Origin of the sequence: Streptomyces sp. TRM68367, from assembly GCF_014495685.1 — a bacterium.
In the GTDB taxonomy this organism is placed as follows: Bacteria; Actinomycetota; Actinomycetes; order Streptomycetales; family Streptomycetaceae; genus Streptomyces.
This window is the reverse complement of sequence record NZ_JACTVI010000058.1, coordinates 1-24,353: the sequence shown is the minus strand read 5'-3', so window position 1 is coordinate 24,353 and position 24,353 is coordinate 1. Positions and strand designations below refer to the sequence as shown.

Here is a 24,353-nt window from a genome sequence, read left to right as displayed (position 1 = left end):
TGGACGCGGACGCGAGACCGGAGCGATCGGAGCGGGATGTGGAGCGATCGAGGACTCCCCGCAAGAAGCGTCCCACCATCCTCGACGTCGCGGCGCACGCGGGGGTGTCCCATCAGACCGTCTCCCGCTTCCTGCGGGGCAACGGAGGTCTGAAACCGCAGACGGTGGCCCGCATAGAACAGGCCGTGGCCGACCTGGACTACCGTCCCAACCTGGTGGCGCGGTCGATGCGTACCCGCAAGTCGCACCGCATCACCGTGGTCCTGCCGACCATGACGACCTTCGTGCCCTCCCAGATTCTGCGGGGAGCGTCCGCGGAAGCACAGGCAGCCGGATACATGCTGGACATCGTCGGCTTGGAAGGCGACGAAAGGGCTCGGGGAGACCGTGTCCGTGCTCTGCTCGACTCCGGTCAGGCCGATGGAGTGCTGACCTTCACGCCCATCGGCGACATCGAACGGCTCGGACTGGAGCACACCCCGACCGTGGTCGTCGGCGAGTACGACGACCAGATGCGGTCCCATGGCATCACGGCGGACGGCGAGCCGGCCGCCAAAATCATCGACCACCTCGCCTCCATAGGCCATCGGCGCTTCATCCACGTCGCCGGCAGCACGGACTGGATGTCGGCGCGCAAGCGACGCGAGGTCTATCTGCGGACGATCGCCGAGCGAGGCCTGGAGAACTACGCCGTCATCGACGGTGACTGGTCGGTGCGGTCCGGATACGACGCGGCTCAGAGCCTGTCGGCGGATTCCGGCGTCACCGCGGTGCTCGCCGCGAACGACGACGTCGCCATGGGCGTCATCCGCGGGTTCCAGGACCGCGGATGGCGGGTCCCGCAGGACGTGAGCGTCTTCGGCTGGGACAACCAGGAGTTCACCGCGTACTTCAATCCCTCCATCTCGACCGTGGACCTCGACCGCGAAGCCATGGGTCGGCAGGCCATGAAAGCTTTGCTCGCCCGCATTCGCCAGGAGGCGGAGCCGGAACTCCACCTGGACCTCACCTCACGCCTCGTGCTGCGCGAGTCGACCGGCCCGGCACGGACCGGCGAGGTCATCCGGTAGAGCTCAACCGCACCCTCACCAAACCGACGGCCCGTGGCAGGGTGGTTGCCCACCTCGGTCGGTGCGCAGCTTGGTGATGCTCTTCAGACGTGCCAAAACCGTGCTCGACCGGCGCCCGCAATCGGCCGCTGACCTGGGAGCAAAAGCATGCCAATCGGCTGCTGGCGGCCTGTAGCTGTCACGTCCGGGCCGCGCGGCCCAGGCTCACGCCCAGTCCCGCGAGGTCGGCAAGCGGCTGCCACCGAGGCGGTGACCCTGTCCCGGGGGTGCCGTGACAGGTCAGCCGTGGTGCTGCCAGGGTGGCGCGCCGTGTGCCGCGCCACCCTTCTCGCCGACCGCCTCCGGGAGGTCGGCGATGCCGGCATCGGCGAAGCACCGGTGGTGGCCCGACCGTCCGTTTCAGGCCACAGGCCTGGCTGGCCGCAGTTCGGGATCGCTGGCGTACCAGATTCCGTCGGCGAGTCGGAGCGTGGCGTAGCAGTAGTTGCCCATCGGCAGCCAGTACGCGAATGCCTGCGGTGATCTGCCCTGGTACACGAAGAGCAGCTGCATGCGGTCCGCGTAGATCGCCCGCAGCAGACGCTTCCGCTTCGCTCCGCGATCGGAGAAGGTGACGGTCCGCTCCAGCTTGACCAGGTTGCCGAGCGCCTCGTCGTGGGAGTCGAGGACATGCAGATCCGGCAGTGTCGCCAGACCCTCATCGAATCCGTCGCGCAACGGGGGCAGATCCTCGGCCGTGACCTCTGTCGGCAGCGGGCTGATCCAGGCGGCGACGTAGGTGTCCGGGTCGGTCCGGTCCGGGGTGAGGAGCACGCCGTCACGGCCTTCGCCGAGGCTCTCGGCGTGCCAGTCCCAGGGATGGCGGAAGGAGAATCTGCCGCCCGGCTCTTGGTAGCCGGTGATGCCGGTGAACTGGGGGACGTCCTCGCTCACTGCGCCTCCCTCGTCGATGCCGCCGGTACTACCGCGCCCGAGAGTGGCAGGGTGCCGGCGAAGTGGCAGGCCGACCGGTGCCCGTTCCCCACGTCTTGCACGGGCGGGGTCTGCTCGGCGCAGACCGGCTGAGCGTAGGGGCACCGGGGGTGGAAGTAGCAGCCGCCGGGCGGAGCGGCCGGGCTGGGCACATCCCCGGTCAGCAGTTTCGGGCGGGTGCGCAGCCGTGGGTCGGGCTGGGGCACGGCGGCCAGCAGCGCCTCGGTATAGGGGTGTTGCGGGGCGGTGTAGATCTGCTCGACCGAACCGTTCTCGACGACCCGCCCCACGTACATCACCACGACCCGGTCGGCGAGGTGCTCGACCGCCGCCAGGTCGTGACTGATGAACAGGTAGGACAGGTTCATCTCCCGTCGCAGCTCCTGCAGGAGGTTGAGGATCTGGGCCTGGACCGAGACGTCGAGGGCGGAGACGGCCTCGTCGCAGACGATCAGATCCGGGTCGAGGGCGATGGCCCGTGCGATGCCGACGCGCTGACGCTGGCCGCCGGAGAAGGCGTGCGGGTAGCGGGAGGCGTGTTCGGGGCGCAGGCCCACCAGGGTGAGCAGCTCGGCGATGCGGTCCTTGAGCGCGCGACCGGAGAGCACCTTGTTGATCACCAGCGGTTCGGCGATGGCGCTGCCGACCGTCATCCGGGAGTCCAGCGAGGCGAACGGGTCCTGGAAGACCATCTGCAGATGCGGGCGGACCGCGCGGAGCGTGCGCGCGTCGGCGGATTCCAGGTGCACCGGTCCGAGTTCGCGGTGGTGGAAGACGACCTCGCCGGCGGTCGGCGGCTCCAGGCGCACGATCGCGCGCCCGGTGGTGGACTTGCCGCAGCCGGACTCGCCGACAACGGCCACCGTCTCGCCCCGGCCCACCGTGAGGTCGACCCCGTCCACGGCCTTGACTGCCCCGACCTGACGGCGCAGCAGTCCGCCCCGGACGGGAAAGTGCTTCTTCAGCCCGGTCACTTCGAGCAATGGCTCGGTCACTTCGCGGCCTCCGTCGGCTCCGTGCGGTCTGTCTCGTACAGGTGGCAGTGGACGCTGTGGCCCGGGGTCACCGTTGTGCGTGTCGGCACGGTCGTGTCGCAGCGGCCGGCGAGGGCCTGCGGGCAGCGCGGGTGGAAGGCGCAGCCGGGCACGCGCGTGTAGGGGTCGGGGACGGAGCCCTCGATCACTTCCAGGGGCGCCGTGCGGTCGCCGCCGATCCGCGGGATCGACCGCAGCAGCGCGCGGGTGTAGGGGTGCCGGGGGTCGTGGAAGAGGCCGTCGACGCTGCCGCGCTCCACGATCCGGCCCAGATACATGACGATCACTTCGTCGCAGAGCTGGGCGACGACGCCCATGCTGTGGGTGATGAACATGATCGACATCCCGGCCTGGTCTCTGACCCGTCGGAGCAGCTCGAGGATCTGGGCCTCGGTGGTGACATCCAGCGCCGTGGTGGGCTCGTCCGCGATCAGCAGTGTGGGATGGCAGGAGAGCGCCATCGCGATCATGGCGCGCTGGCGCATGCCGCCGGAGAGCTGGTGCGGGTAGGAGGCGGCTGTCGCGGCAGGATCGGGCATACCGACCTGGCGGAGCATGTCGACGGCGCGGTCCGCGGCCTCCTTGCGGTCCTGCGTCTGGTGGATGAGTACCGCTTCCTCGATCTGGGCGCCGATCGTGTGGACGGGGTTCAGCGAGCTCATCGGCTCCTGGAAGATCATCGCGATCTCCTTGCCGCGCAGCGCACGCATCGGCTCACTGTCGGAGCCGAGCTTGGTGATCTCTGCCCGGCCCGTCGGCTTGTGCAGGGTGATGCTGCCGCCGGTGATGCGTCCGGGTTTCTCGACGATCCGCAGAATCGCCCGCGCGGTCACGCTCTTGCCGCAGCCGGACTCGCCGACGATCCCCAGCACCTTGCCGCGCGGCACGTCGAAGGTGACGCCGTTGAGCGCTTGGACGTCGCCGAGGGCGGTGGGGAAGACCACCTCCAGATCACGGACGGACAGCACGACGTCCTCCGCGTCACCCGGCTCGTCGACGGCCGTCGCCGCCGGCGTCGTGCTCGCCGTTCGTTCGTCCTCGAACCGTTGGGTCATCTGTGGGCTCCCGTGCTGTGTCGGTCGTGGGGTGGCGGTGGAGAGCGCCCCCGGTGTCGCCTCGTCTGCCGCGCCGCCGGTCAGCCGTAGGGGTCCACGGCGTCTCGGACGCCGTCGCCGATGAGCTGGAAGCAGGTCACCGCCAGCACCACCAGGGCGGCGGGCAGCAGCAGCCACGGGTATTGCTGGACGGTCGAGACGTTCTGCGCCTCGGACAGCAGCACGCCCCAGCTAACCGCGGGGGGCAGCATGCCCACGCCGAGGAAGGACAGCGAGGTCTCGGCGATGATGGTGGCCGGGACGGCCAGCATCGCGGTGGCCACGATGTGGCTGGACGCGTTGGGGATCAGGTGCCGGAAGATGATGCGCCCGCTGGAGGCTCCGGCCACCCGGGCGGCTGCGACGTAGTCGGCCTCGGAGTAGGACAGGACCTTGCCGCGGATCTGCCGCGCCAGGCCGGCCCAGCCGACCAGCGACAGGATCAGGGTGATCAGCAGGTAACGGCTGGTGACGGACATGTCCGACGGCAGGATCGCGGCCAGGGCCAGCCACAGGGGCAGTGTCGGCAGCGACATCAGCAGTTCGATGAACCGTTGCAGCAGCGTGTCGACCGCGCCGCGGAAGTACCCCGAGACGGTTCCGATCACCGTTCCGAGAAAGGTGCCGACGGCCACGCCGAGCAGGCCGATGGTCAGGGAGACGCGGGCGCCCTGCATGGCTCGGGCGAACACGTCCCGGCCCTGCCTATCGGTTCCCCAGAGCAGGAGCTTGTGCGGCTTGTCCACGGTGACCAGGTGCCGGTCGGTCGGTATCACCCCGAACAGCTTGTACTCGTGGCCCTTACCGAAGAAGTGCAGGGGGACGGGATGGGAGCAGTCGCTGCGGTATTCGTAGGTGAACGTCGCGGTGTTCAGGTGCTGTTCCCGGCCGCAGATCGCGGGCCCGCCGGACCAGGTGATGCTGGACGGTGGGGCGTGCACGAGTTCCGCGTCCTGCTGGTCGTAGGGGTTGGGGGACAGGAAGCCGGCCAGGATCGCGCACAGGTAGAGCAGGCCGAGGACCACGGAGGCGGTCACCGCCAGCCGGCTCTTGAGGAACCGCCGCAGCATCAGCCGCCACTGCGGCAGCGTCGCCGCCCTGCCCTGTGGCGCGGTCACGGAAGCGTGGCCGTGGTGCTCCGTCTCCGGAGAGGATGCGATCGTCGTCATCTGCGCCTACCCTCCCAGCCGAAGGCGCGGGTCGATCACGGCGAGCAGGGTGTCGGCGACGAAGTTCCCGATCACCAGCAGCGCCGACAGCATGAGCAGGATCGTTCCTGCGACGTACATGTCCTTGTTGAGCAGGGAGTTGACCAGCAGCGGACCGATGGTCGGCAGGTTGAGGACGATGGACACGATCGCCTCACCGGAGATCAGGACCGGGAACGTGGTTCCGAAGGTCATCACGAGCGGGTGCAGGGAGTTGCGTACCGCGTGCTTCCAGATCACCCTGCGTTCCCGTACGCCCTTGGCCCGCGCCGTCTGCACGTACTGGTTGTTGAGGACGTCGAGGAGGTTGGCGCGCATCACCCGGGTGAGCCACGCCGTGGAGCCGGCCGCGATCACGACCAGCGGCACCCACAAGTGGTCCAGCAAATTCGCGAATCTGGCCCAGCTCCAGGCGGCGTTCTCGTACTGATTGGAGAAGAGTCCGCCGACGTCCGTCCCCAGGTAGTTGGCCGCCAGGACCATGACGACCAGGGCGAACAGGAACTCCGGGATCGCCACCCCGATGAACTGGATCACTGTGATCACGGCATCAGGGAGCGAGTGCCGGTGGGTGGCGGAGTAGACACCGAGCGGGATCGACAGCCCCCAGGCGATGAGCAGCGCGCCGATGCTCAGTACGAGCGAGAGGCCGAGGCGGCTCCAGATGAGGTCGCCGACCGGCTCGTTCAGCGTGAAGGAGTGGCCGAAGTCGCCGTGCCAGAAGCCGGAGACCCACTTCCCGTACTGCTCGAACCACGAGTCGCCGACGCCGTACTGCTCCTTGAGCGCCTGGACTTGTGCTTCGGTGACCTCTCCACCCTGGCTCTGAAGTTGGGAGATCTTCTGCGACAGCGCGCTCCCCGGCGGAGCGGCGATGATCGCGAAGCTCAGTACCGAGACGATGGCGAGCGTCACGATCATGTAGACGGTCCGGCGCGCGGCCACGACCAGCATGCGGTCCTCCAGATGTTCTCTGCCGTGAATCCGTGGACACGCCTGGTCAGCGGTGCTGGTCCGGGTTGGTCCAGTACCAGCACTCCGGGTCGTAGGTGGCGGGGGCGGGGATGTGCCACGGTCCGGTGATCCCGCCCAGGGCCAGGTTCTTGGGGTCCGGCACGTTGGCGAGGTCCCGGTTCTTGGTAATTACTTCCGGGAAGTTGGCCGTCGACCCCATGAAGAACGGGCCGTCCTCGATATGGATGCGCATCATCTGCCAGACCAGACGGTTGCGCTTCATCGCCTCCGGTTCGGCCTTGGCCTGGTTGTACAGCTCCGTCAGCTTGCCTACCGAGTCGCCGTCCTCCGGCGCCATCCGCGGCGGGTGGCGCTTGATCGGGTCGACGTCGAGCTCCTCCTTGTTCTTGCCGGTGCCGCTGTTGGCGTACCAGGCGGACTGGAGCGGGGCCCAGTACTGGGTGTTCACCGGCACCAGCCAGTTCGGGACCACCATGATCGAGGTGCCGTTGGCGTTCGCCCAGTTGGTGTGAGACATCAACTGTCCGGCCATCCACTTCTCGCCGAACGCGGTCGGCGACATCGGGACCCGCTTCATCCGCAGCCCGATCTTCTGCATGTCGGCAACCAGCTGGTCGTCCTTGGCCGCCTCCGGTGCGGCAATGTCGGCGGCGTATGGGATCTCGATGGTCAGCTTCGAACCGTCGGGGAATTCCACGTAGCCGTCGCCGTCGGTGTCCTTCAGCCCGATCTCGGCCAGCAGGGACGTCGCCTTCGCGCGGTCCAACTCGACGTAGGAGTCCCGCCACTGCTCGTACAGCTTGGGGCCGTCCGGACCGACGTGGAACTCCGTGGTGCTGGGGCCGATCGTCCCGGTGGTCAGCTCGCCGGTGTCGAAGTAGAGCGTCTTGCGCGCGGTCTTGCGGTCCCAGCCGTGCGAGATCGCCTGCCGGAACCGCTTGTCGCGGATCAGTTTGCCGTACTTCTCGTCCTTGGCGATGTAGTCGTAGTTGAAGAAGAAGATCGAGCCGGTTCCGTCCCCGCTCTTCCACAGCAGGATGTCGTAGTTTCCGGAGTCCTTCTTCTGCGACAGCGTCGAGACGTCGGCCAGGGAGAGCTTGTTGGGGAAGCCCTGGCAGTAGTCGACGGATCCCTGCTGGATCTTCAGCTTGATCGCCTGGTCGTTGGTCTGCACCGAGAAGCGGATCTCGTCGATGTAGGGGAGCTGGTCGCCGTTGGTGTTGACGACGTAGTAGTACGGATTGCGTTCCAGCACGATGCCGGTGTTGTTGTCGAACGACTTGCACTTGTACCCGGTCAGCGTCGGGCAGTCGCGGTTGCGCTTCCAGTCGGCCATCTGCTCCCACAGTCCGCCGGGCGAGTCCCAGTCCTTGGGGACCTTCTTGTTGTACTTCGGGTGGAACTGCTTCAGGTAGTGCTTCGGGAGCACCCAGGTCGGGCCGTTTGTGCCCAGTCCGCCCTTGACGTAGGTGGCCAGGTGCTCCGGGAAGAGCGGCTGCGGGGTGTCCCAGGCGAACTTCAGCGTGTTGTCGTCGATCTTGGTCATCTTGACCAGAGTGCCCTTGCCGGAGATGTTCGACGGCGGCGGCGTCTGCGCGTTGTGCCCGGGCAGGACGATGTCCTCCCACCAGAAGAGTATGTCGTCGACCGTGAACAGCTCTCCGTCGGACCACTTGAGGCCTTTGCGGAAGTGGACGGTCCACTCGGAGGCGTCGTCGTTGGCACTCCAGCGGTCGGCCAGTCCCGGACCGACGTCCAGCCCGTCGTTGAGGAAGCGCAGCGGGGAATTGCCGTAGAAGAACTCGGGGATCGGAAAGGCGTTCGCGGCTCCGGTCGACCCGAAGACCGTCGTGTTCAGCGTACCGCCGTACTTGCCGGCGCCGGTCCACCGGTGCGGAAGGACGTACGGGGCCATGGGGATCCGCTGCTCGACCGGGGGCAGCCCCTTGCCTTTCAGCGACGGCGCTTCCTGGATCGTGCCCGGCCGCTTGAGCGCCTTGGTGACATCTCCCTTCTTGGCGGATCCCGTGTTGCCGGGCTTCTTGTCCGGGGTGCCGGACCTGCCGCTCGTGCATCCCGCGAGCATCACACCGCCGGCCACGGCGGCCGTGGTGCGCAGCAGGTGGCGTCTGCTGAGTTGACTCATGATCCAACCCCTGTGGCATCGAGAGAACGAAGATCGTTGGCAGTGCGCTGTCGCCGGCTCAGGACGGCTCGGGACGTCTCAGGTCTGAGAGGGAACAACTCGTCGTGGGTGGAGTGGAAGGGAACGTAGTGAACGTTCATCTTTGCGTCAATGGATTGCGCGTAATCGCTTTCTGTCTCGGGGTGGGCGGCCCAGGAGACGTCGTGTGTGGCGCGATCGGACCTCGGTGCAGCGGCGCCGTGCGAGGGCAGGGCGAGGGTCTGTCCCGGACCGACCACCGGGGCGTCGAGGGCCAACAGGCCGGTCGTGTCCGGCGGCCCGGCACCGTACGGGTCGACCACCGCCTCTCGCGGTGGGGTCCGAACCGGGGCAGATGGGGGAGGGTGCCGACGAACTGCCTCACCCCCTCCAGGGTGCCCAGGCCCCGGCGGCGCGCCTGCGGCCGCCGGGGCCTGACGAGCCGTCAGCCGAATGCTCTCCCGATCGAAGGAGGTGCCCAGGCGGGTGGCGACACCCCGGCCGTACCGGTGACGTTGTGTGTGCTTCGGAGTGCCGGCGAAGTGGGCACCCCCGAGCCCGACGGCGTGCCGGCCACGCGGCCAGGAGTGGACGACCGGAACCGGGAAGCGGTCAGGAGGCGGACGAGGGCCGCGCGGCCGGGGGCGGGGCGACGGACTCGCGCCAGATGACCGTGTGCGTCGGGCTCCGGGACGGCTCCGGCGCCCGGCCGCTGATCGCCTCGACCAGCCGCACCATGGCGTTGCGGCCCAGGCCTTCGAGGTCGATGTGGACTGTGGTCAGCGAGGGCGGGAGGTAGCGGCAGATGTCGCTGTTGTCCCAGCCGGTCACGCTGAGGTCGCCCGGCACGTCCAGCCCGCGATCGCGAGCGCCACGGATGACACCCGCCGCCACCAGGTCGTTGGCGGCGATGACCGCGGTCGGCAGCCGGCCGGCGTCCAGTGCGCGGATCGCCGCCGCCCCGGATTCGCCGGACCAGTCGCCGTCGGCCACACCGACGGACTCGAGCCCGAGCCGCTCGATGGCCCGCAGGTAGGCGTCCTTGCGGGCGCGGGCGGAGGCGAACTGCTGGTCCCCGGCGACGTGCAGGAAGCGGCGGTGACCGAGCCCGGCGAGTTGCTCGATCAGCTCGGCGACCGGTAGGGCGTCGGTGAGTTCACCAATGCCGCGCATGGAGTCGTCGAAGTCGGCCGAGACGACGACGGCCGCCCCGGTCGGCAGCCGTTTCTCGACCTCCGGCCGGATCGGGGCCAACGCCAGGATGCCCTCCACCTGCCCGGAGTCGGCCAGTTCGAGCACCCGCTCGGTCCTGGCCCCAGCGCCGCCCTCGAGGCTGACGACTTCCACCGCGTACCCGGCCTCGTGCGCGGTGGCGGCCGCTCCGACGAGCATTCTGTAGGGGCTGAAGGTCATCGCCGGTATCACGACCGCGAGGCGGCCGGTGCGGCGGGTGCGCATGGACCGGGCCACCAGATTGGGACGGTAGCCGAGTTCACGCACCGCTGCGTCGATGCGGGCGAGGGTGGCGGGCTTGAGGCCGTCGCGGGAGCGGAGGTAGCGCGAGACGGTCTGGTGTGACACCCCGGCCAGGCGGGCGACTTCCTTCATGGTCGGACGCCGGGCGGCGGATGAACGCTCGGGCATGCGCGCGCTCCCCCCTTCTCTGCGGTCGGTCCATTGTCGGAGCTCGGCCAAGTGCACTATAGTTCCGGGTCATAGTATTGAGCCTGATGGTGAACGTTCACTATGATGCGTGGGTCGCGGAATACGAACGATGACTGTCGACGGCCCGAGGGAGAAGCCGATGCCGGCCCCCGGTGCTCCTCCCGGCCCTCACCGCACCCACCGCGTCACCGTCCCGCGCACCGCCGTCATCGGCGCCCGCATCGCCCACGCACACGCCCCAGCCCCTCGCCGACCTGCGCGGACGCGACCGCCTCAGTGCGCTCGCCGTGCCCGGCCCCACCCGCGCCGCCGCCTTCGGCACCTCGTCGCCGACGGCACCCTCGGCCGCCCGCTCACCGTCACCTGGGAAACCCTGTGGTACTTGCCCGGCGATGGGCCATGGCATCCACCGGCTGGGCCTGCTGCTGTTCGTCCTCGGCTCGTGGACCGAGGTCAGCGCCTTCTCCGGCCGGTGTCACGGCTGCTGGTGGTGGCGCTGACCGAGGAGCGGGGGCGGCTGTTGTGAGTCTCGGCGGTGCCGCCCGGCCCGTGCCTCGCGGTGGCCGCTCGCCACGACCATCTCCCCGCCCATCTGCGGGCGGCCGGGCTCGGTGCGATCGCCGACTGGAGTACGCCGGACTGACGACAGTGGCGATGAGGGCGACGCGGCGGTCATCACCGGCTACTGGGCCGCCTGCACTGGCCGCTGACCCGGGCACAAAGCAGGCCAACCGGCTGCTGACCACCATGCGGACGCCGGTCGAGCACAGCTTCGCGCGTCTGAAGAACTGGCGGGTCATCACCAGGCTGCGCACCGGCCCGAGGTGGGCGACCGCACTGGTACCGGCCTTGCTGGTGCTGACCTGCGGGGAAGTCACGCACTGCCCTTAGGGCGTGCAGATCTTTAACCCGTGGCTTCCCGTTCGGTGGGTCGTTGCTCTGGTATGGGTGGGCTGGAAGTACCGCGGGCCGTGCTGGCAGCGAAGTTCGGGGCGATTCTGCCGCATCTCGACGAGCGGCAGCGGCGTCTGTTGATAGGGGCGGAGGCCCGGTCGCTCGGCCACGGCGGGATCAGGGCGGTGGCCCGTGGCGCCGGTGTCCGTGAGGCCACTGTGTCGCTCGGGGTGCGGGAACTCGACTCTGGCGAGGCTCCATTGGGACGGGTCCGCAGGGTCGGCGGCGGCCGCAAACGTGTCGTCGGCCTAAACCCGGCCCTTCGGGCGGCTCTCCTGTCCCTGGTCGAACCCGATGTCCGCGGGGATCCGATGTCTCCGTTGCGCTGGACCACCAAATCCACCCGCAAGCTCGCGGAGGAACTGACCCGCCAAGGCCACAGGACCTGCGCGGACACGGTGGGCGACCTCCTGCGCGAGGAGGGCTTCAGCCTGCAAAGCAACGCCAAGACCCTGGAGGGCAAGCAGCACCCCGACCGGGACGCCCAGTTCCGCTACCTCGACGAACAGGCCCGCAACCACCAGGATGAACCGCCGACTTGTATGGGGGTAGCGGGACGCGGTCGGGTTGGCCGCTCGTAGCGTGCCGTAGGACGCCGGGCCGGGTGACTCGTGAACCGTCTGCCGCTCTTCGGGGCTGGCTCTCCCGGGGTATGTCGCCGGTCCGGTGTCCGTCCGCGGTCTGACTCAACAGAGGCGTGTCCCGGCCGGTTGGTTCCGGAAGTCGGCGTGTCGGCCGTGGATGCCCTGTCGTCCGACCGTGAGGAACACTGTCCCGTGATACTGCTCGGTGTCGACCCCCACAAGTCCACTCACACCGCCACCGCCGTCGAGCCGGAATCAAACCAGCAGGTCGGGACGATGCGGATCGAGGCGAGCCTGACGGACTACCGGCGGCTGCTGGCCTGGGCCAAGCGGTGGCCGCAGCGGAAGTGGGCGGTGGAGAACGCCAACGGATTGGCCGGCATCTCGCTCAGTGGCTCATCGCCCGCGGCGAGAGCGTCGTCGACGTGCCTGCCGCAGCGACCAGTCGGGTGCGCGAACTCTCCCGCGGTGGACGGCGCAAGAACGACCAGATCGACGCCGCGGCCGCGGCCACCGTCGCCTGTCTGCAGGGAGACGGACGGGATGTCGAGCCCGAGGACCACACCACGGCGCTGGCTCTTCTGGACGAACGGCGTGTGAACCTGGCCCAGGCCCGGGTCCGCGCAGTTAACCAGCTTCACGCGCTGCTGCGTGATCTGCTGCCCGGCGGCGCCCCGACCCAGCTGTCCGCGGACCTGGCCGCCAAACTGCTGCGGTCCGTCCGTCCCGCTGGCGACGTCGAGACCGTCCGCAAGGACATCGCCTGGGATCTGGTCGCCGAGATCAGGAAACTGGACAAGCAGCTCGCGGACAATGCTGCCCGGATGCAGAGCCTTGTGGAGGCATCGGGCAGCGCACTGATGGACACCCCGGGCATCGGGCCAGTCATGGCCGCCCGGCTGATCGGCCGCACCCGACGGGCTCACCGATTCCCCACCTCGGCGGCGTTCGCGAACTACGCCGGTGCCGCCCCGGTGGAGATCGCCAGCGCGGACAAGGCCCGTCACCGGCTCTCCCGCTCCGGCGACCGCCAGCTCAATTCTGTCCTCCACACCATCGCAGTCGTGCAGATACGGATGCCGAAATCACCCGGACACGCCTATTACCAGCGCAAACTCTCCGAGGGTAAGACGCCGAAGGAAGCGAAGCGGTGCCTGAAACGCCGCTTGGCCGACCACGTGTGGCGCGTCATGATCGCCGACGAACAAAGAGTCAAGTCCCTCGCTGACCAGGCGGCTTGACAAGACACAGAGGCACCCCGGGTTCGGTGATCAGCGTGGACACGAAGAAGAAGGAAATGGTCGGCCCCTTCAAGAACAACGGCCGTGAATGGGAGCCGAAGGGCCAGCCGGTGCGGGTCGACACCCACGACTTCCCCGACCCGCGAGCTGGGCAGGGCGGTGCCCTACGGCATCTACGATGTCGCCGCCAACACGGGCTGGGTCAACGTGGGCACCGACCACGACACCGCGGCGTTCGCGGTCGAGTCGATCCGCCGCTGGTGGAACGCAGCCGAGCCGCCCCTCTATCCGGCGGCCGGCCGTTTGCTGATCACCGCCGATGCGGGCGGCTCCAACGGGTATCGCACCCGCACCTGGAAGACCGAGCTCGCCCGGTTCGCAGCCGAGTCCGGCCTGACGGTCACCGTCTGCCACCTGTCTCCCGGAACGTCGAAGTGGAACCGGATCGAGCACCGGCTGTTCTCCCACATCACCATGAACTGGCGCGGCAGGCCCTGACCAGCCACGAAGTCATCGTCGAGAGCATCGCCGCGACCACTACCAAGACCGGCCTGGCCGTGCATGCCGAACTCGATACCGGCCAGTACCCCACCGGCAGCCAGGTCAGCGACGACGAGATCGCCGCCCTGCCGATCACACGGCACCGCTTCCACGGCGACCGGAACTACACCCTCCACCCCCAGCATCCGATGGACGCGATGGCGGTCAAGAGCACGTCAGGCCAGGCCCCGGCGAACAAGCCGCATCGCCTCACGCGGCATTGGCTGCAGGACCCTGAACTGACCGGCATGACCCGCCAACAGCTCAGCGGACTCATCGACGCGCTGACTCCCGCGCTGGAGGTTCAACGCGAGCAAGTGCTCCGCACACGTCGCGGGCACGAGCGTCTGGCGGCCCCCGGTGCAGGCGCCAAAGCCAAGCTCACCACAGCCGACCGGATCCTGGTCACCGTGCTCCACCTGCGCAAGCTCGCCAAAATGGACCTCCTCGGCCAGCTCTTCGGCGTCACCGCCCCGACCATCAGCCGCGCGAAACAGGAAGTCGGTCCGCTCCTGGAAGCGCACGGCCACCACATCACCGCCTTCACCGCCCGCTTCCGCACACCATCCGATGTCGCGACGTTCCTCGCTTCCAAGCCCACCTGAAACAAGATCAAGAAAGCGTGTTGATGATCTGCACGCCCTTAGGCTGGCGGCGGACTTCCGCCCTGATCAGCCCGAGTCCCCCGAGACCCGCGCGCGCCAGTCCCGTGACGTGCGACTTCACGGTGAACACTGCCCACTGAGGGCTCGAGCAGCGCCGCGCAGAGCCTTGACCGGGATGTGGTCCGTCACTACGCTCGCTGCGTGAACGTTCACTATTGTTGAGGTCATGCAGCCCTCAACCCGGTGCGGTGCTCGCGGTCAACCAAGCGCAGCAGCTCGGTACGCCAAGGACAAGGTCCCAGTTCTGAGAAACCGCTTGCAGGAGCGCTTCCGAAAGGAACCCCCGCTGTGCCCGATCCGCGCATGACCACCTTTCGCCGTCGGCTGCCGGGAGTCGTTTACGGCGGGGACTACAACCCGGAGCAGTGGCCGACGGAGGTGTGGCAGGAGGACATCCGGCTCATGCGAGCCGCAGGCGTGCGGCTCGTCAGTCTGGGCGTCTTCTCCTGGGCCATGCTGGAGCCGGCCGACGGCCGGTTCGACTTCTCGTGGCTCGACGAGATCATGGACCTGCTGTGGTCGAACGGCATCCATGTCAACCTCGCGACGCCGAACGCCGCGCCACCGCCGTGGCTCGCCACGGACTTCCCCGAAACACTCTCGGCCGACCGGCAGGGAGTGCGGCACGGCATCGGCAGCCGAGGGCACTTCTGCCCCTCCTCCCCGGTCTACCGGGACCGCAGCCGACGCATCGCCACCGAATTGGCCGAGCGGTACGGCAAGCATCCCGGCCTGGCGATGTGGCACATTGGCAACGAGTACCACTCCGACTGCTTCTGCGACTCGTGCGACGACCGCTTCCGCGAGTGGCTGCAACGGCGATACGGCACGCTGGACGAACTCAACCGCAGGTGGGGCACGGCGTTCTGGAGCCAGCGCTACAGCGACTGGTCCCAGGTGCACCTGCCCGGGCCCGTGCGCGGTTGGGACAACCCCTCCCGTGAGCTGGACTTCTCCCGCTTCACCTCCGACCTCCTGCTGGAACTCGTCACACAGGAGCGCGACCTGCTCCACGGGATCACGCCCGATGTGCCGGCGACGACCAACTTCTTCCAGTGCCGGCTGACCGACAGCCACCGGTGGGCGAAGGAACTCGACGTCGTCGCCTTCGACTGCTACCCCGACCCGGGAAAGCCCCACTCGCTGGTCACCGCGGCCTTCCAGTACGACCTGATGCGCTCCCTGCGCGGCGGGCAGCCCTGGATGCTGATGGAGCAGGCGGCCGGCGCGGTCAGCCAGTGGAAGACCAACCAGGTCAAACAGCCGGGCCGGATGCGCCTGGGCTCCTACCAGGCCGTCGCGCACGGCTCCGACGCGGTGATGTTCTTCCAGTGGCGGGCCTCACGCCAGGGGCAGGAGAAGTTCCACTCGGCGATGCTCCCGCACGGCGGTGAGAAGACCCGGACGTGGCAGGAGGTCAAGGCGCTCGGCAACGAGCTGCGCACCATCGACGAGGTCGCCACGGCACGGACCGGCGCGCAGGTGGCGATCGTGTGGGACTGGCAGAACTGGTGGGCCGTGGAGGGCTGCGCCCACCCGGACAACACTTTCGACTACCGGGACACCGTGGCCCGGCACTACCGGGCCCTGTGGAACAGCCAGGTCGCGGTCGATGTCGTCACCCTCGACGACGACCTGTCGCCCTACCGGGTCCTGGTCATCCCCAACCAGTACCTGATGACCCGTCAACACAGCGCAGCGCTGAGGACATTCGTGGAGGACGGCGGCCATCTCCTCGTCTCGTACTTCTCCGGGATCGTGGACGAGGACGACCGGATCGTCGGAGGCGGCTATCCGGGGGCCCTGCGCGAGGTCATCGGCGCGCACGTCCAGGAGTTCTCTCCGCTGCCCGCCGAGGCCACGGTGCCGGTCCAGGCGGCAGTCGAGCGGACCGCACTGAACGGGTTCTCCGCGACCGCTTCCGTGTGGCAGGACGACCTCGATATTGAGACCGCCCGGCCGCTCGCCGTCTACCGCACGGGTCGGCTCGTCGGCCAAGCCGCGGTGGTCGAGCGGGAACTCGGCCGGGGCCGTGCCGTGTACGTCGGCACGCGTCTGGACGGCGACGCCCTCGAAGCCCTGGTGCGGCACGTCCTGGACCGTGCCGGGGTGCGACCGGTGCAGGCCGCACCGCGGGGCGTCGAGGTCACCGAGCGACGGACGGACACGAGCGCCTACTTGTTCCTGCTGAACCACCGGCAGGGCAAGGCGACCGTCACCCTCGACCGCTCCGGCACCGATCTGATCACCGGACGCCGCCTGAAAGCCGGGGAGACGCTCGTCCTCGACGCGGCGGACGTCGCCGTCGTGCGCAGCCCCCTGGCCACGTCGCAGCACACCGAGCCGCCGCCGAGCGGCTCCTGAACCCCGCACCCGGTCCAGGAACCCGAGGACGATGACTGTGCTCCGCACACCCCTCAAGCAGGCGGCCAGAAAAGAGGAACGTGCCGCGTGGGTCTTCGGTCCCGAGCACGTGCGGCGGCAACGCAGGCACACCGCTGCTTTCAGGCGGCGGGTGCTCGTCAGCCGGTTACTCAGAGCCAGTCCCGCCGCTTGAAGATGATGTACAAACTGGTGCATACGATCGCCATCAGGAGTATCGCAAAGGGGTATCCGAGCACCCAGTGCAACTCCGGCATGTGGTCGAAGTTCATGCCGTAGATCGTTCCGACCAGTGTCGGGGCGAACAGAATCGCCGCCCAGCTGGAGATCTTCTTGATCTCCTCGTTCTGCTCGAAGCCCGCCTCCGCCAGTGACCGCATCTCCGCGTTCTGCTCCTGGGCGACCAGGGTCGCGTTCACCGTCAGGATGTCGGTGAGGGCCTGGCGGAAGCCGTCGACGCGTTCGCTGGTGTGGGTGACGTGGTCGGCGACGTCACGCAGGTAGCGCTGGAGTTCCTCGTCCGTGCCGTACTTGGCGAAGCCGGCCATCAGGCTGTGCAGCATGCCGACGAGCGGGCGGGTGGCGCGCTGGAACTCGACCATCTCGCGGGAGAGCTCGTAGATGCGGCGGGACACTTCCGGGTCGCCGCGGAACACCTCCGTCTCGATCTCGTCGATGTCGTTCTGGACGCCCGCGACGACCGGCAGGTAGCCGTCGACCACCGCGTCCAGGATCGCGTACAGCACCGCCTCCGGGCCCAGCTTCAGCAGGTCCGGCGTCTCCTCCATGCGGTGCCGCACCGCCGACAGGTCCGGGGCGGCGCCGTGCCGGACCGTGATCACGAAGTCCGGCCCGACGAAGACGTGCAGCTCGCCGAAGTCGACCTGCTCGGGGGCGTCCAGGTAGCGGGCGGCGCTCAGGACGACGAACAGGGTGTCGCCGTAGCGCTCCAGCTTCGGCCGCTGGTGCGCCTCCATCGCGTCCTCGACGGCGAGCGGGTGCAGGTCGAACTCGCTGGCCAGGGAGAGCAGTTCGCCCTCCGTCGGGCGGGCCAGGCCGATCCACGCCATGCCGGCCCGCTGCTGGCGCAGCTCGCGGTAGGTGTCGGCGAGGGTGGCGGGGGAGGAGACGCGGACGCCGTCCTGGTACAGGACAGCCTGTACGACGCTGGCCACCTCGGCCGGTTCCGTGGACGGCGGGTCGGCAGGTGACGCCGGGTCCTGCTCGGCGGGCGGCTGCGGCGGGGTCAGGGCACGGCGCCAGACGGACTTCCGGGAGGTGTGCGCGGTGGGGCGGGCGCGTCGCTGGGGCATCACGGTGCCTCTCGGGTCGAGGCTCGTCGGATCGATCACAGTGAGGATATACGGGGCAAATGGCGCCGCAATGGCGGGCGGTCCCGCAACGGGATGCCCTCGCGGACAGCGGCTGTCCGCGTCCGGCGCTAGCGTGCGGGACATGACGAAGCGGACCAGGGCCATGGGCGGTACGGCGGCGTCGGGCGCGGGTGGTGCGGCGGTGCCGGGTGCGGGTGGTGTGGGTGGTGCGGCGACACCGGGACCGGGCACTGCGCAGGGTGCGGCGAGGTCGGGCCCGGCGAGCGCGGGCGGTCCGGCGTCGAAGGCGGCCACGGCGAACACGGACCGCCCGGCACCGGGGACGAGCACGGCGCCCGAACCGCAGGGATCCGCGGCCCAGGCATCGAAGCCCACCACCCCGAAGAAGGCCACCGCCACGAGCAAGACCCCGGTCAAGAAGGCAACCCCCGCGAAGGCCGTCACCCCAGCCCTCACCCTCGACCCCCGCGCCCTCAACCGGGCCACCCTCCACCGGCAGCTCCTGCTGCACCGTTCCCCGATGTCCGCGAAGGACGCCGTCGCGCATCTGGTCGGGCTTCAGGCACAGAACGTCAAGCCGCCGTACTACGCCCTCGCCGCCCGGCTCGACGGGTTCGTCCCGCAGGAGTTGTCGGCGCTGGTGGCCGAGCGGGAGGTCGTCCGGATCGTCACCATGCGGTCGACCATCCACGCGCACACCGCCGACGACTGCCTCACCCTGCGCCCGCTGGTGCAGCCCGCCCGGGACCGGGAACTGAAGAACTTCCGCAAGGGTCTGGGCGGCGTCGACCTGGAGCGGCTCGCCGCGCTCGCGCGGGACCTCGTCGAGGACGAGCCGCGCACGATGCGGCAGTTGCGCGAGGCGCTGTCCGCCGAGTGGCCGGACGCCGACCCCCGGGCCCTGTCGATCGCCGCCCGCTGCAAACTCCCCCTCGTCCAGGTCACCCCGCGCGGGCTGTGGGGCCGCAGCGGCCAGGTCGCTCTCACCACCGCCGAGCACTGGCTGGGCCGCCCCGCCGAACCGGCCTCCGCACCCGACGCCACCGTCCTGCGTTACCTCACCGGCTTCGGACCGGCGTCCGTCAAGGACATGCAGACCTGGGCCGGGCTGACCAGGCTGCGGGACGCCTTCGAGCGTCTGCGGCCCGAACTCGTCACCTTCCGGGACACGCACGGCGTCGAGCTGTTCGACCTGCCGGACGCGCCCCGCCCCGACCCCGACACCCCGGCGCCGCCGCGCTTCCTGCCGGAGTACGACAACCTGCTCCTCTCCCACGCCGACCGCACCCGCGTCGTACCCGCGGAGTACCGGGGCCGCACCTGGCAGGGGAACCTGGCCCACTGCACGTTTCTCGTCGACGGCTTTCTCGCGGGGGTGTGGAAGCTCGCGGACGACACCCTCACCGTCGAGCCCTTCGGCACGCTCACCAAGGCACAGCGGGACGCGGTCACCGCGGAAGCGGCGCGGATGCTGGGGGTGATGCACCCGGAGAGGTCGTACCACGTCCGGTTCGGGACCGTGATCCGGCCCTAGCCGAGGCCCGTGCCGCCGTCAGTCCGCCCGGCCCGTCACCGCCACGGTCACGCCCAGGCCGATCAGCGTGCAGCCGCCCGCCCCGCCGATCACCGACAGCCGGCGGTCCGAGCGGGCGAACCAGCTGCGCGCCGCCGACGCGGTCAGCCCCCACAGCGTGTCCGTGACCAGGCCGATCGTGATGGGCACCAGGCCCAGCAGGAGCATCTGCAACGGCACGTGCCCGGCCGAGTGGTCCACGAACTGGGGCAGGACGGCCGCGAAGAACACCACGCCCTTGGGGTTGGTGGCGCCGACCAGCACGCCGTCCAGGACGGTCCGCACATCGCCCCTGGCCGGACCCTTCGGCTGCGTCTCGATCCGCGCCGCCGTCAGCTCCCTGCGGTGCCGGAACGCCTGCACGCCCAGGTAGACCAGATACGCGGCCCCCGCGAGCTTCACCGCCATGTACACGGTCACCGACCGCTCGACCAGCGAGCCGACCCCGACCGCGACGGCCACCACCAGCAGATACGAGCCGACGACATTGCCGAGGGCCGTCGCCACGGCGGTCCGGCGGCCGTGTGCCAGTGCCCGGCCGATGACAAAGAGCACGCTCGGCCCCGGGATCAGCACCACCAGCACCGACATCGCGACGAAGGCGAGGAGACGGTCGGCGGACACCATGCGCATCACTCCCATCCGCCGGCCATTCAAGCCCACTCGAACAAGCCCAGGGAAGCCAACACCATGGAAAGGGGGCGCTGCGGGCCGCTCGTGGAGGCCCGCAACGCCCCCTGGTTTTTCACCTGAGGGGTTGCTCAGGAGTTCCGTGGGTGCGCTACGAGTTGACCTGCGCCGCCACCTGGCCGGAGAAGGTCGTCAGCCGGGTGTACACGCCGGGGGAGCCGGCCGCGGCGCACCCGTCGCCCCAGGAGGTGATCCCTGCCAGGACGCCTCCGATGAGGAAGGGCCCGCCGCTGTCGCCCTGGCAGGTGTCCACGCCGCCGGTGGTGAAGCCGGCGCACACCATGTCGCTCTGGACGAACCGGGAGCCGTACGAGCTGCGGCAGCTCGCGTCGGACACCGTCGGCACGGTCGCGGTGCGCAGCTGGTTGGAGGAGGAGCCGTTCGAGCGGGTGGTGCCCCAGCCGATGATGCGGGCGGTGGTGCCCGCCGCGTACACCGAGTTGTCCGAGGCGGAGACGTATCTCGCCGTCGTGTACGGCATCGCCGTCGACAGCGTCAGCACCGCCACGTCGTCGCCGCGCGTGACGGTGGCGTAGTCCGGGTGGATCCAGATCTTGCTGACCCGGCTGACCGTACCGTTGGTGCCGTCGCGGTAGGTGCGCCCGCCGACCACGCGCACGCTGCCCGGCGTCTCGCCGACCATGCAGTGCGCCGCCGTGACGACCTTGGTGGGGGAGACGAGGGTGCCGCCGCAGAACTGTTCCTGCGAGGCGTCCGTGATCTGCATCATGAACGGGTACGCGGACGTCGTGGCCGTCGTACCCCCGACGATCGGCTGCGGAGCGGCCGTGGCACTGGGAGCGGTGAGCAGTGCGGTCGCGGCGGCGGCAGCGGTGGCTGCGGCGAGGGCGGCGGCCTTCTTGGCACGGGCGAGCCCGAACATGAGTCTCCTCATTGTTTGCCGGTGGGGAGGTCGCGCGGGTGGGGGGTGATGCACCGGGGGTCTCGGGTCAGACCCCCGCGTGCCCGGCGAGCGGCACGGCCTCACGCTAGAGCCCGGCGTACAGAGCGCCCAATGAGGGAACCCCCTAGGGGAGTTGGGCAGGGAAAACCCTCGGTTGCCCCCTGACGAACCCGCGTGGGGCTCAGCTCGTACGCCGCCCGGCCGCCAGTCTGACGATGTCCACCCGCGATCGGATCCCCAGCTTGCGGTAGACCCGCGTCAGGGTCGCCTCGACCGTCTTGACGCTGATGAACAGACGCCCGGCGATCTCCCGGTTGGTCGCCCCCTCCATGACGAGCGAGGCGACCTGACGCTCCATCGACGCCAGGCACTCCAGGGAGTCCGGCACGACCGCGGGCGCGCGGGCCGGTTCCGCGGGGCGCTCCGCCGCGGCCGCGTCCACCTGACGCAGCCACGGCAGCGCCCGGCAGCGCCGGAACAGGCGGGCCGCCTCGTCGTACGACACCGGCCCGGGGACGGAGATGCCCCCGGCTCGGGCGAAGCCGAGAGCCTGGGGGACGTGGCGCAGCCGGGCCAGTGCGAAGGCGGCCCGCGCCTCCTCCAGGCCGAGGCCCAGCTTGGCTAGCCGGTCCTGAACCGACGTCAGCTGGGCGGCGGCGGCCTCGTGTTCGCCGCGTGCCGCACGCACCAGCGCCTCCGCCCGGTCCAGCACCGCCAGCACGCTCTCCCGGCCCAGCCGCAGCGCGTGCCCGCGCGTGACCTCGATGACGTTCTGCGCCTCGGCGGTCTCCCCGATCCGCACCAGTGCCTCGGCGAGGTCGCCCTGCCAGCGCCCGCGCGCCGGATCGGTGATGCCGATGCCGTGCTCCAGCTCCCGCAGCCGGCGCAGCGCGTGCACCGCCTCGCGCGCGTTCCCCGCCACCAGCTGGGCGTGCCCGAGCGCGGCCAGGGCCCGCGACAGGTAGACGGCGTCGCCGTCCTCCTCGGCGCGGCCCACCGCCTCCCGGGCGAGCGCCAGCGCCCGCTGCACATCGCCGCCGGCCGCTTCGGCGAGCGAGGTGAGCATCGCCCCGGCGCCCTCGCCCATACCCGCGTCCCGGGCCAGCCGCAGGCTCTCCCGGGCCAGGTCCAGGGCCCGGCCGCAGTGCCCGGAGCGCAGTTCGGTCTCGGCGAGGAAGCGCAGGAAGTGCACCTCGCTCTCGACCATGCCGCGCCGCCGCACCTCGCGCAGCAGCGCGGTGATGACGCCGCGCGCCTCGGCCAGCCGGTCGCTCATGATCAGCCAGCGGAAGCGGGCGGAACCGGCGCCGTTGTGGTGGCAGGCCACCCCCGGGTCCTGGGGCTCCTTCAGCGCCCGCTTGATGGTCGCGGGGGCGTCCGGGTGTCCCATCAGGATCTCGGCCTGCGCCCGGAAGGCGAGAGCCAGCAGCTCGGTGCGCCGGTCGCCGGCCCGCGCGGCCAGCTCCGCCGCATGCGCGGCCTCCAGCCGGCCCTCCTCGAAGTCGCCCTCCACGACCAGGCCCCGCCACGCCAGCTGGTAGTGGACCAGCGCGAGCAGGCCGGGGTCGTCACCCGCGTCGGCCAGCGCCTGCGGGAAGACCGCGTCGACCTCGCCGAGAGCCTGACCGGCCGACTCCAGCACCACCATCCAGGCCCGCACCCGGTCCGCGGGCACGGTCGCCCGGGTCAGCACCTCGCGGGCCACGTCCCGGGCGAGGTCCGCCTCGCCGGCGGTGATCGCGTCCTCGGCGGCCCGCAGGCGCCGTTCGTCCGGGTCCGGCGTGCCGTCCGCCGGGGTGTGCCGGGCGGCGAGCAGGCCGAGCGAGGCGGCCACCGACGGGGCCCCGCGGTCCCGGGCCAGCGCGGCGGCCTCGCCGAGCCGGGCGGCCACCTCCGGGTCGGTGCCGGTGGTGGCCAGCGCCAGGTGCCGGGCCCGCTCGATCGGGTCGGAGGCGGCCGTGGACAGCGCCGCGTGCGCGGCCCGCCGCTCGTGCGCCGGGGTCTCCGCGTACAGCGCGGCCGAGATCAGCGGATGCGCGAACCGTACGGCGGACCCCCCGGACTCGGTCGCGAGCAGCCCCAGTTCGGCGGCCTGGGCGGTCTCGGACTCGGCGTTCTCCCGGCCGGCCGCGTGCAGCAGGGCCAGGGTGGGGCGGGCGCCGGCGCTGGCCACGAGCAGGGTGCGGCGGGCCTCGGCGGACAGCATCTCCAGCCGGTGCAGCACCAGGGCCCGCAGCGAGGTCGGCACCGGCAGCGGCTCGCCCGGCCGCGGCGGGGCGGGGTTCTCGGCCAGCACGCGGCCCAGCTCGAGCGCGAACAGCGGGTTGCCGCCGCTGGTGCGGTGGATGTCGCGCACCGTGGAGCGTGACAGGCCGGTGTAGCCGCGGTGGTCGAGCAGCGCGGAGACCTGGGCGCGGGAGAGCGGGCCGAGGCGGACGGCGAGGGTGTCCGGCGGGGACGCGCGTAGATGCCGGTCGTACTCCTGCCCCTCGGTGCGCACCGCGCACAGCAGCCGTACCGGGGTGTCGCCGAGGCGGCGGGCGGCGAAGCCGAGGAGTTCGGCGCTGGCCGGGTCCAGCCACTGCAGGTCGTCGGCGACGACCAGGACGGGTCCGTCGGCGGCCAGCGCGCGCAGCGCGGACAGCACCGCCAGGCGCAGTGCGAGGCCGTCGCGTTGCAGGGTGGACTCGCCGCGGCCGGTGAGCGCCGACTCCAGGGCGGTGCGCTGGGCGGCGGGCAGCCGGCCCGCGACCTGGTCGAGGGCGAGGCCCAGCAGGTCGGCGAGGGCGAGGAAGGGGAGATGGGATTCGGACTCGGTGGCCGAACAGCGCAAGACGGTCCGCGCCGTGGGGGCGTATTCCGCGGCCAATGCCCGCAGGACGGTCGATTTTCCTATTCCGGCGGGCCCGTGGAGCAGCACGCTGCCGCCGCGGCCGAGTTGCTCACGCGCCGCGGCGAACAGCTCCTCCCGGCCGATGACCAGGTCGGGGCGGCATCTCGCAGGCTCCTGGAAGTCCCGTGGCACGGTCACCGCTCCCCTCCGTGTGTCGTGTCCTGGCCAATGTTAGGCAATGGTTCATTGAATTTCGGACGGTTGGTGTCGTGAGGGAAATAACAGTGTGCGCGGGCATGGACGGAATTCCGGCGGTCGGCGGATTGAATACGGGTGGGAGAGCGGCGCTGTGACCTGAGCTTCTCGAAATACCGAACAGCGCCAGCCTCGATCATTCACGTGCGCGCGCCGGCCTGGGGTGGTCGGTCGGGGTTGAGGATTCGTCCTGGTTCGTCCTTCGGGTGGTGGTGA

17 protein-coding genes and 2 pseudogenes are annotated in these 24,353 nt (G+C 70.1%); 8 read left to right on the top strand and 11 right to left on the bottom strand.

Going from position 1 to position 24,353, the window contains the following annotated elements; translation table 11 throughout:
- Nucleotides 1–38 precede the first annotated feature (38 nt).
- Nucleotides 39–1,070, top strand: a complete 1,032-nt coding sequence (locus tag H8R17_RS29470) for a LacI family DNA-binding transcriptional regulator (RefSeq protein WP_187826268.1) — start codon at nt 39–41, stop codon at nt 1,068–1,070.
- Nucleotides 1,071–1,469: 399 nt separating this feature from the next.
- Here the strand turns inward: H8R17_RS29470 and H8R17_RS29465 are convergent, their stop codons facing one another.
- The 7 genes from H8R17_RS29465 to H8R17_RS29435 form a co-directional block, all read right to left on the bottom strand.
- Nucleotides 1,470–2,003 carry a hypothetical protein gene (locus tag H8R17_RS29465; RefSeq protein ID WP_187826267.1) on the bottom strand — a complete coding sequence of 178 codons (534 nt, stop codon included), beginning with the start codon at nt 2,001–2,003 and terminating at the stop codon, nt 1,470–1,472.
- Nucleotides 2,000–3,037: an ABC transporter ATP-binding protein gene (locus tag H8R17_RS29460; protein WP_187826266.1), complete on the bottom strand. Its 1,038-nt coding sequence runs from the start codon at nt 3,035–3,037 to the stop codon at nt 2,000–2,002. The genes H8R17_RS29465 and H8R17_RS29460 overlap by 4 nt, the downstream gene beginning before the upstream one ends.
- Nucleotides 3,034–4,131: an ABC transporter ATP-binding protein gene (locus H8R17_RS29455; protein WP_187826265.1), complete on the bottom strand. Its 1,098-nt coding sequence runs from the start codon at nt 4,129–4,131 to the stop codon at nt 3,034–3,036. The genes H8R17_RS29460 and H8R17_RS29455 overlap by 4 nt, the downstream gene beginning before the upstream one ends.
- A gap of 80 nt (nt 4,132–4,211) precedes the next feature.
- Entirely contained in the window at nt 4,212–5,339 is a 1,128-nt protein-coding gene (locus H8R17_RS29450) for an ABC transporter permease (protein ID WP_187826264.1), read from the bottom strand.
- 6 nt (nt 5,340–5,345) lie between these two features.
- Nucleotides 5,346–6,332, bottom strand: a complete 987-nt coding sequence (locus H8R17_RS29445) for an ABC transporter permease (RefSeq protein ID WP_187826263.1) — start codon at nt 6,330–6,332, stop codon at nt 5,346–5,348.
- A gap of 46 nt (nt 6,333–6,378) precedes the next feature.
- Nucleotides 6,379–8,499, bottom strand: coding sequence for an ABC transporter substrate-binding protein (locus H8R17_RS29440; RefSeq protein WP_187826262.1), 2,121 nt, complete (start codon nt 8,497–8,499; stop codon nt 6,379–6,381).
- Between the two features lie 630 nt (nt 8,500–9,129).
- Nucleotides 9,130–10,161, bottom strand: coding sequence for a LacI family DNA-binding transcriptional regulator (locus tag H8R17_RS29435; RefSeq protein ID WP_223125630.1), 1,032 nt, complete (start codon nt 10,159–10,161; stop codon nt 9,130–9,132).
- A gap of 173 nt (nt 10,162–10,334) precedes the next feature.
- On the opposite strand from H8R17_RS29435, the gene H8R17_RS29430 reads away from it, so the two are divergent.
- From H8R17_RS29430 to H8R17_RS29405, 6 genes and pseudogenes are all read left to right on the top strand, one after another.
- Nucleotides 10,335–10,682: a hypothetical protein gene (locus H8R17_RS29430; RefSeq protein WP_187826261.1), complete on the top strand. Its 348-nt coding sequence runs from the start codon at nt 10,335–10,337 to the stop codon at nt 10,680–10,682.
- A gap of 444 nt (nt 10,683–11,126) precedes the next feature.
- Nucleotides 11,127–11,669: pseudogene (locus H8R17_RS29420) on the top strand (ISAzo13 family transposase); the annotation flags it as partial.
- A 383-nt stretch (nt 11,670–12,052) separates the two neighbouring features.
- Entirely contained in the window at nt 12,053–12,961 is a 909-nt protein-coding gene (locus H8R17_RS29415; protein ID WP_223125629.1) for a transposase, read from the top strand.
- 26 nt (nt 12,962–12,987) lie between these two features.
- Nucleotides 12,988–13,642, top strand: a pseudogene (locus tag H8R17_RS49440) (ISAzo13 family transposase); the annotation flags it as partial.
- Nucleotides 13,643–13,650: 8 nt separating this feature from the next.
- Nucleotides 13,651–14,106, top strand: a complete 456-nt coding sequence (locus tag H8R17_RS49435) for a transposase family protein (protein ID WP_399477440.1) — start codon at nt 13,651–13,653, stop codon at nt 14,104–14,106.
- Between the two features lie 363 nt (nt 14,107–14,469).
- A complete protein-coding gene (locus tag H8R17_RS29405; RefSeq protein WP_187826258.1) occupies nt 14,470–16,530 on the top strand; it encodes a beta-galactosidase in 2,061 nt (686 codons plus the stop codon).
- Between the two features lie 170 nt (nt 16,531–16,700).
- Here H8R17_RS29405 and H8R17_RS29400 read toward each other — a convergent pair whose 3' ends face one another.
- Nucleotides 16,701–17,861, bottom strand: a complete 1,161-nt coding sequence (locus tag H8R17_RS29400; protein ID WP_187826285.1) for a magnesium and cobalt transport protein CorA — start codon at nt 17,859–17,861, stop codon at nt 16,701–16,703.
- A gap of 142 nt (nt 17,862–18,003) precedes the next feature.
- Here H8R17_RS29400 and H8R17_RS29395 point away from each other — a divergent pair, with 142 nt between their 5' ends.
- Nucleotides 18,004–19,416, top strand: a complete 1,413-nt coding sequence (locus H8R17_RS29395; RefSeq protein WP_262505598.1) for a winged helix DNA-binding domain-containing protein — start codon at nt 18,004–18,006, stop codon at nt 19,414–19,416.
- Nucleotides 19,417–19,434: 18 nt separating this feature from the next.
- On the opposite strand, the gene H8R17_RS29390 is transcribed toward H8R17_RS29395, so the two are convergent.
- From H8R17_RS29390 to H8R17_RS29380, 3 genes are all read right to left on the bottom strand, one after another.
- Nucleotides 19,435–20,082: a LysE family translocator gene (locus H8R17_RS29390; RefSeq protein WP_187826257.1), complete on the bottom strand. Its 648-nt coding sequence runs from the start codon at nt 20,080–20,082 to the stop codon at nt 19,435–19,437.
- 154 nt (nt 20,083–20,236) lie between these two features.
- Nucleotides 20,237–21,028, bottom strand: coding sequence for a trypsin-like serine protease (locus H8R17_RS29385; RefSeq protein WP_187826256.1), 792 nt, complete (start codon nt 21,026–21,028; stop codon nt 20,237–20,239).
- Nucleotides 21,029–21,230: 202 nt separating this feature from the next.
- A complete protein-coding gene (locus tag H8R17_RS29380) occupies nt 21,231–24,080 on the bottom strand; it encodes an AAA family ATPase (RefSeq protein WP_187826255.1) in 2,850 nt (949 codons plus the stop codon).
- Nucleotides 24,081–24,353: the final 273 nt, after the last annotated feature.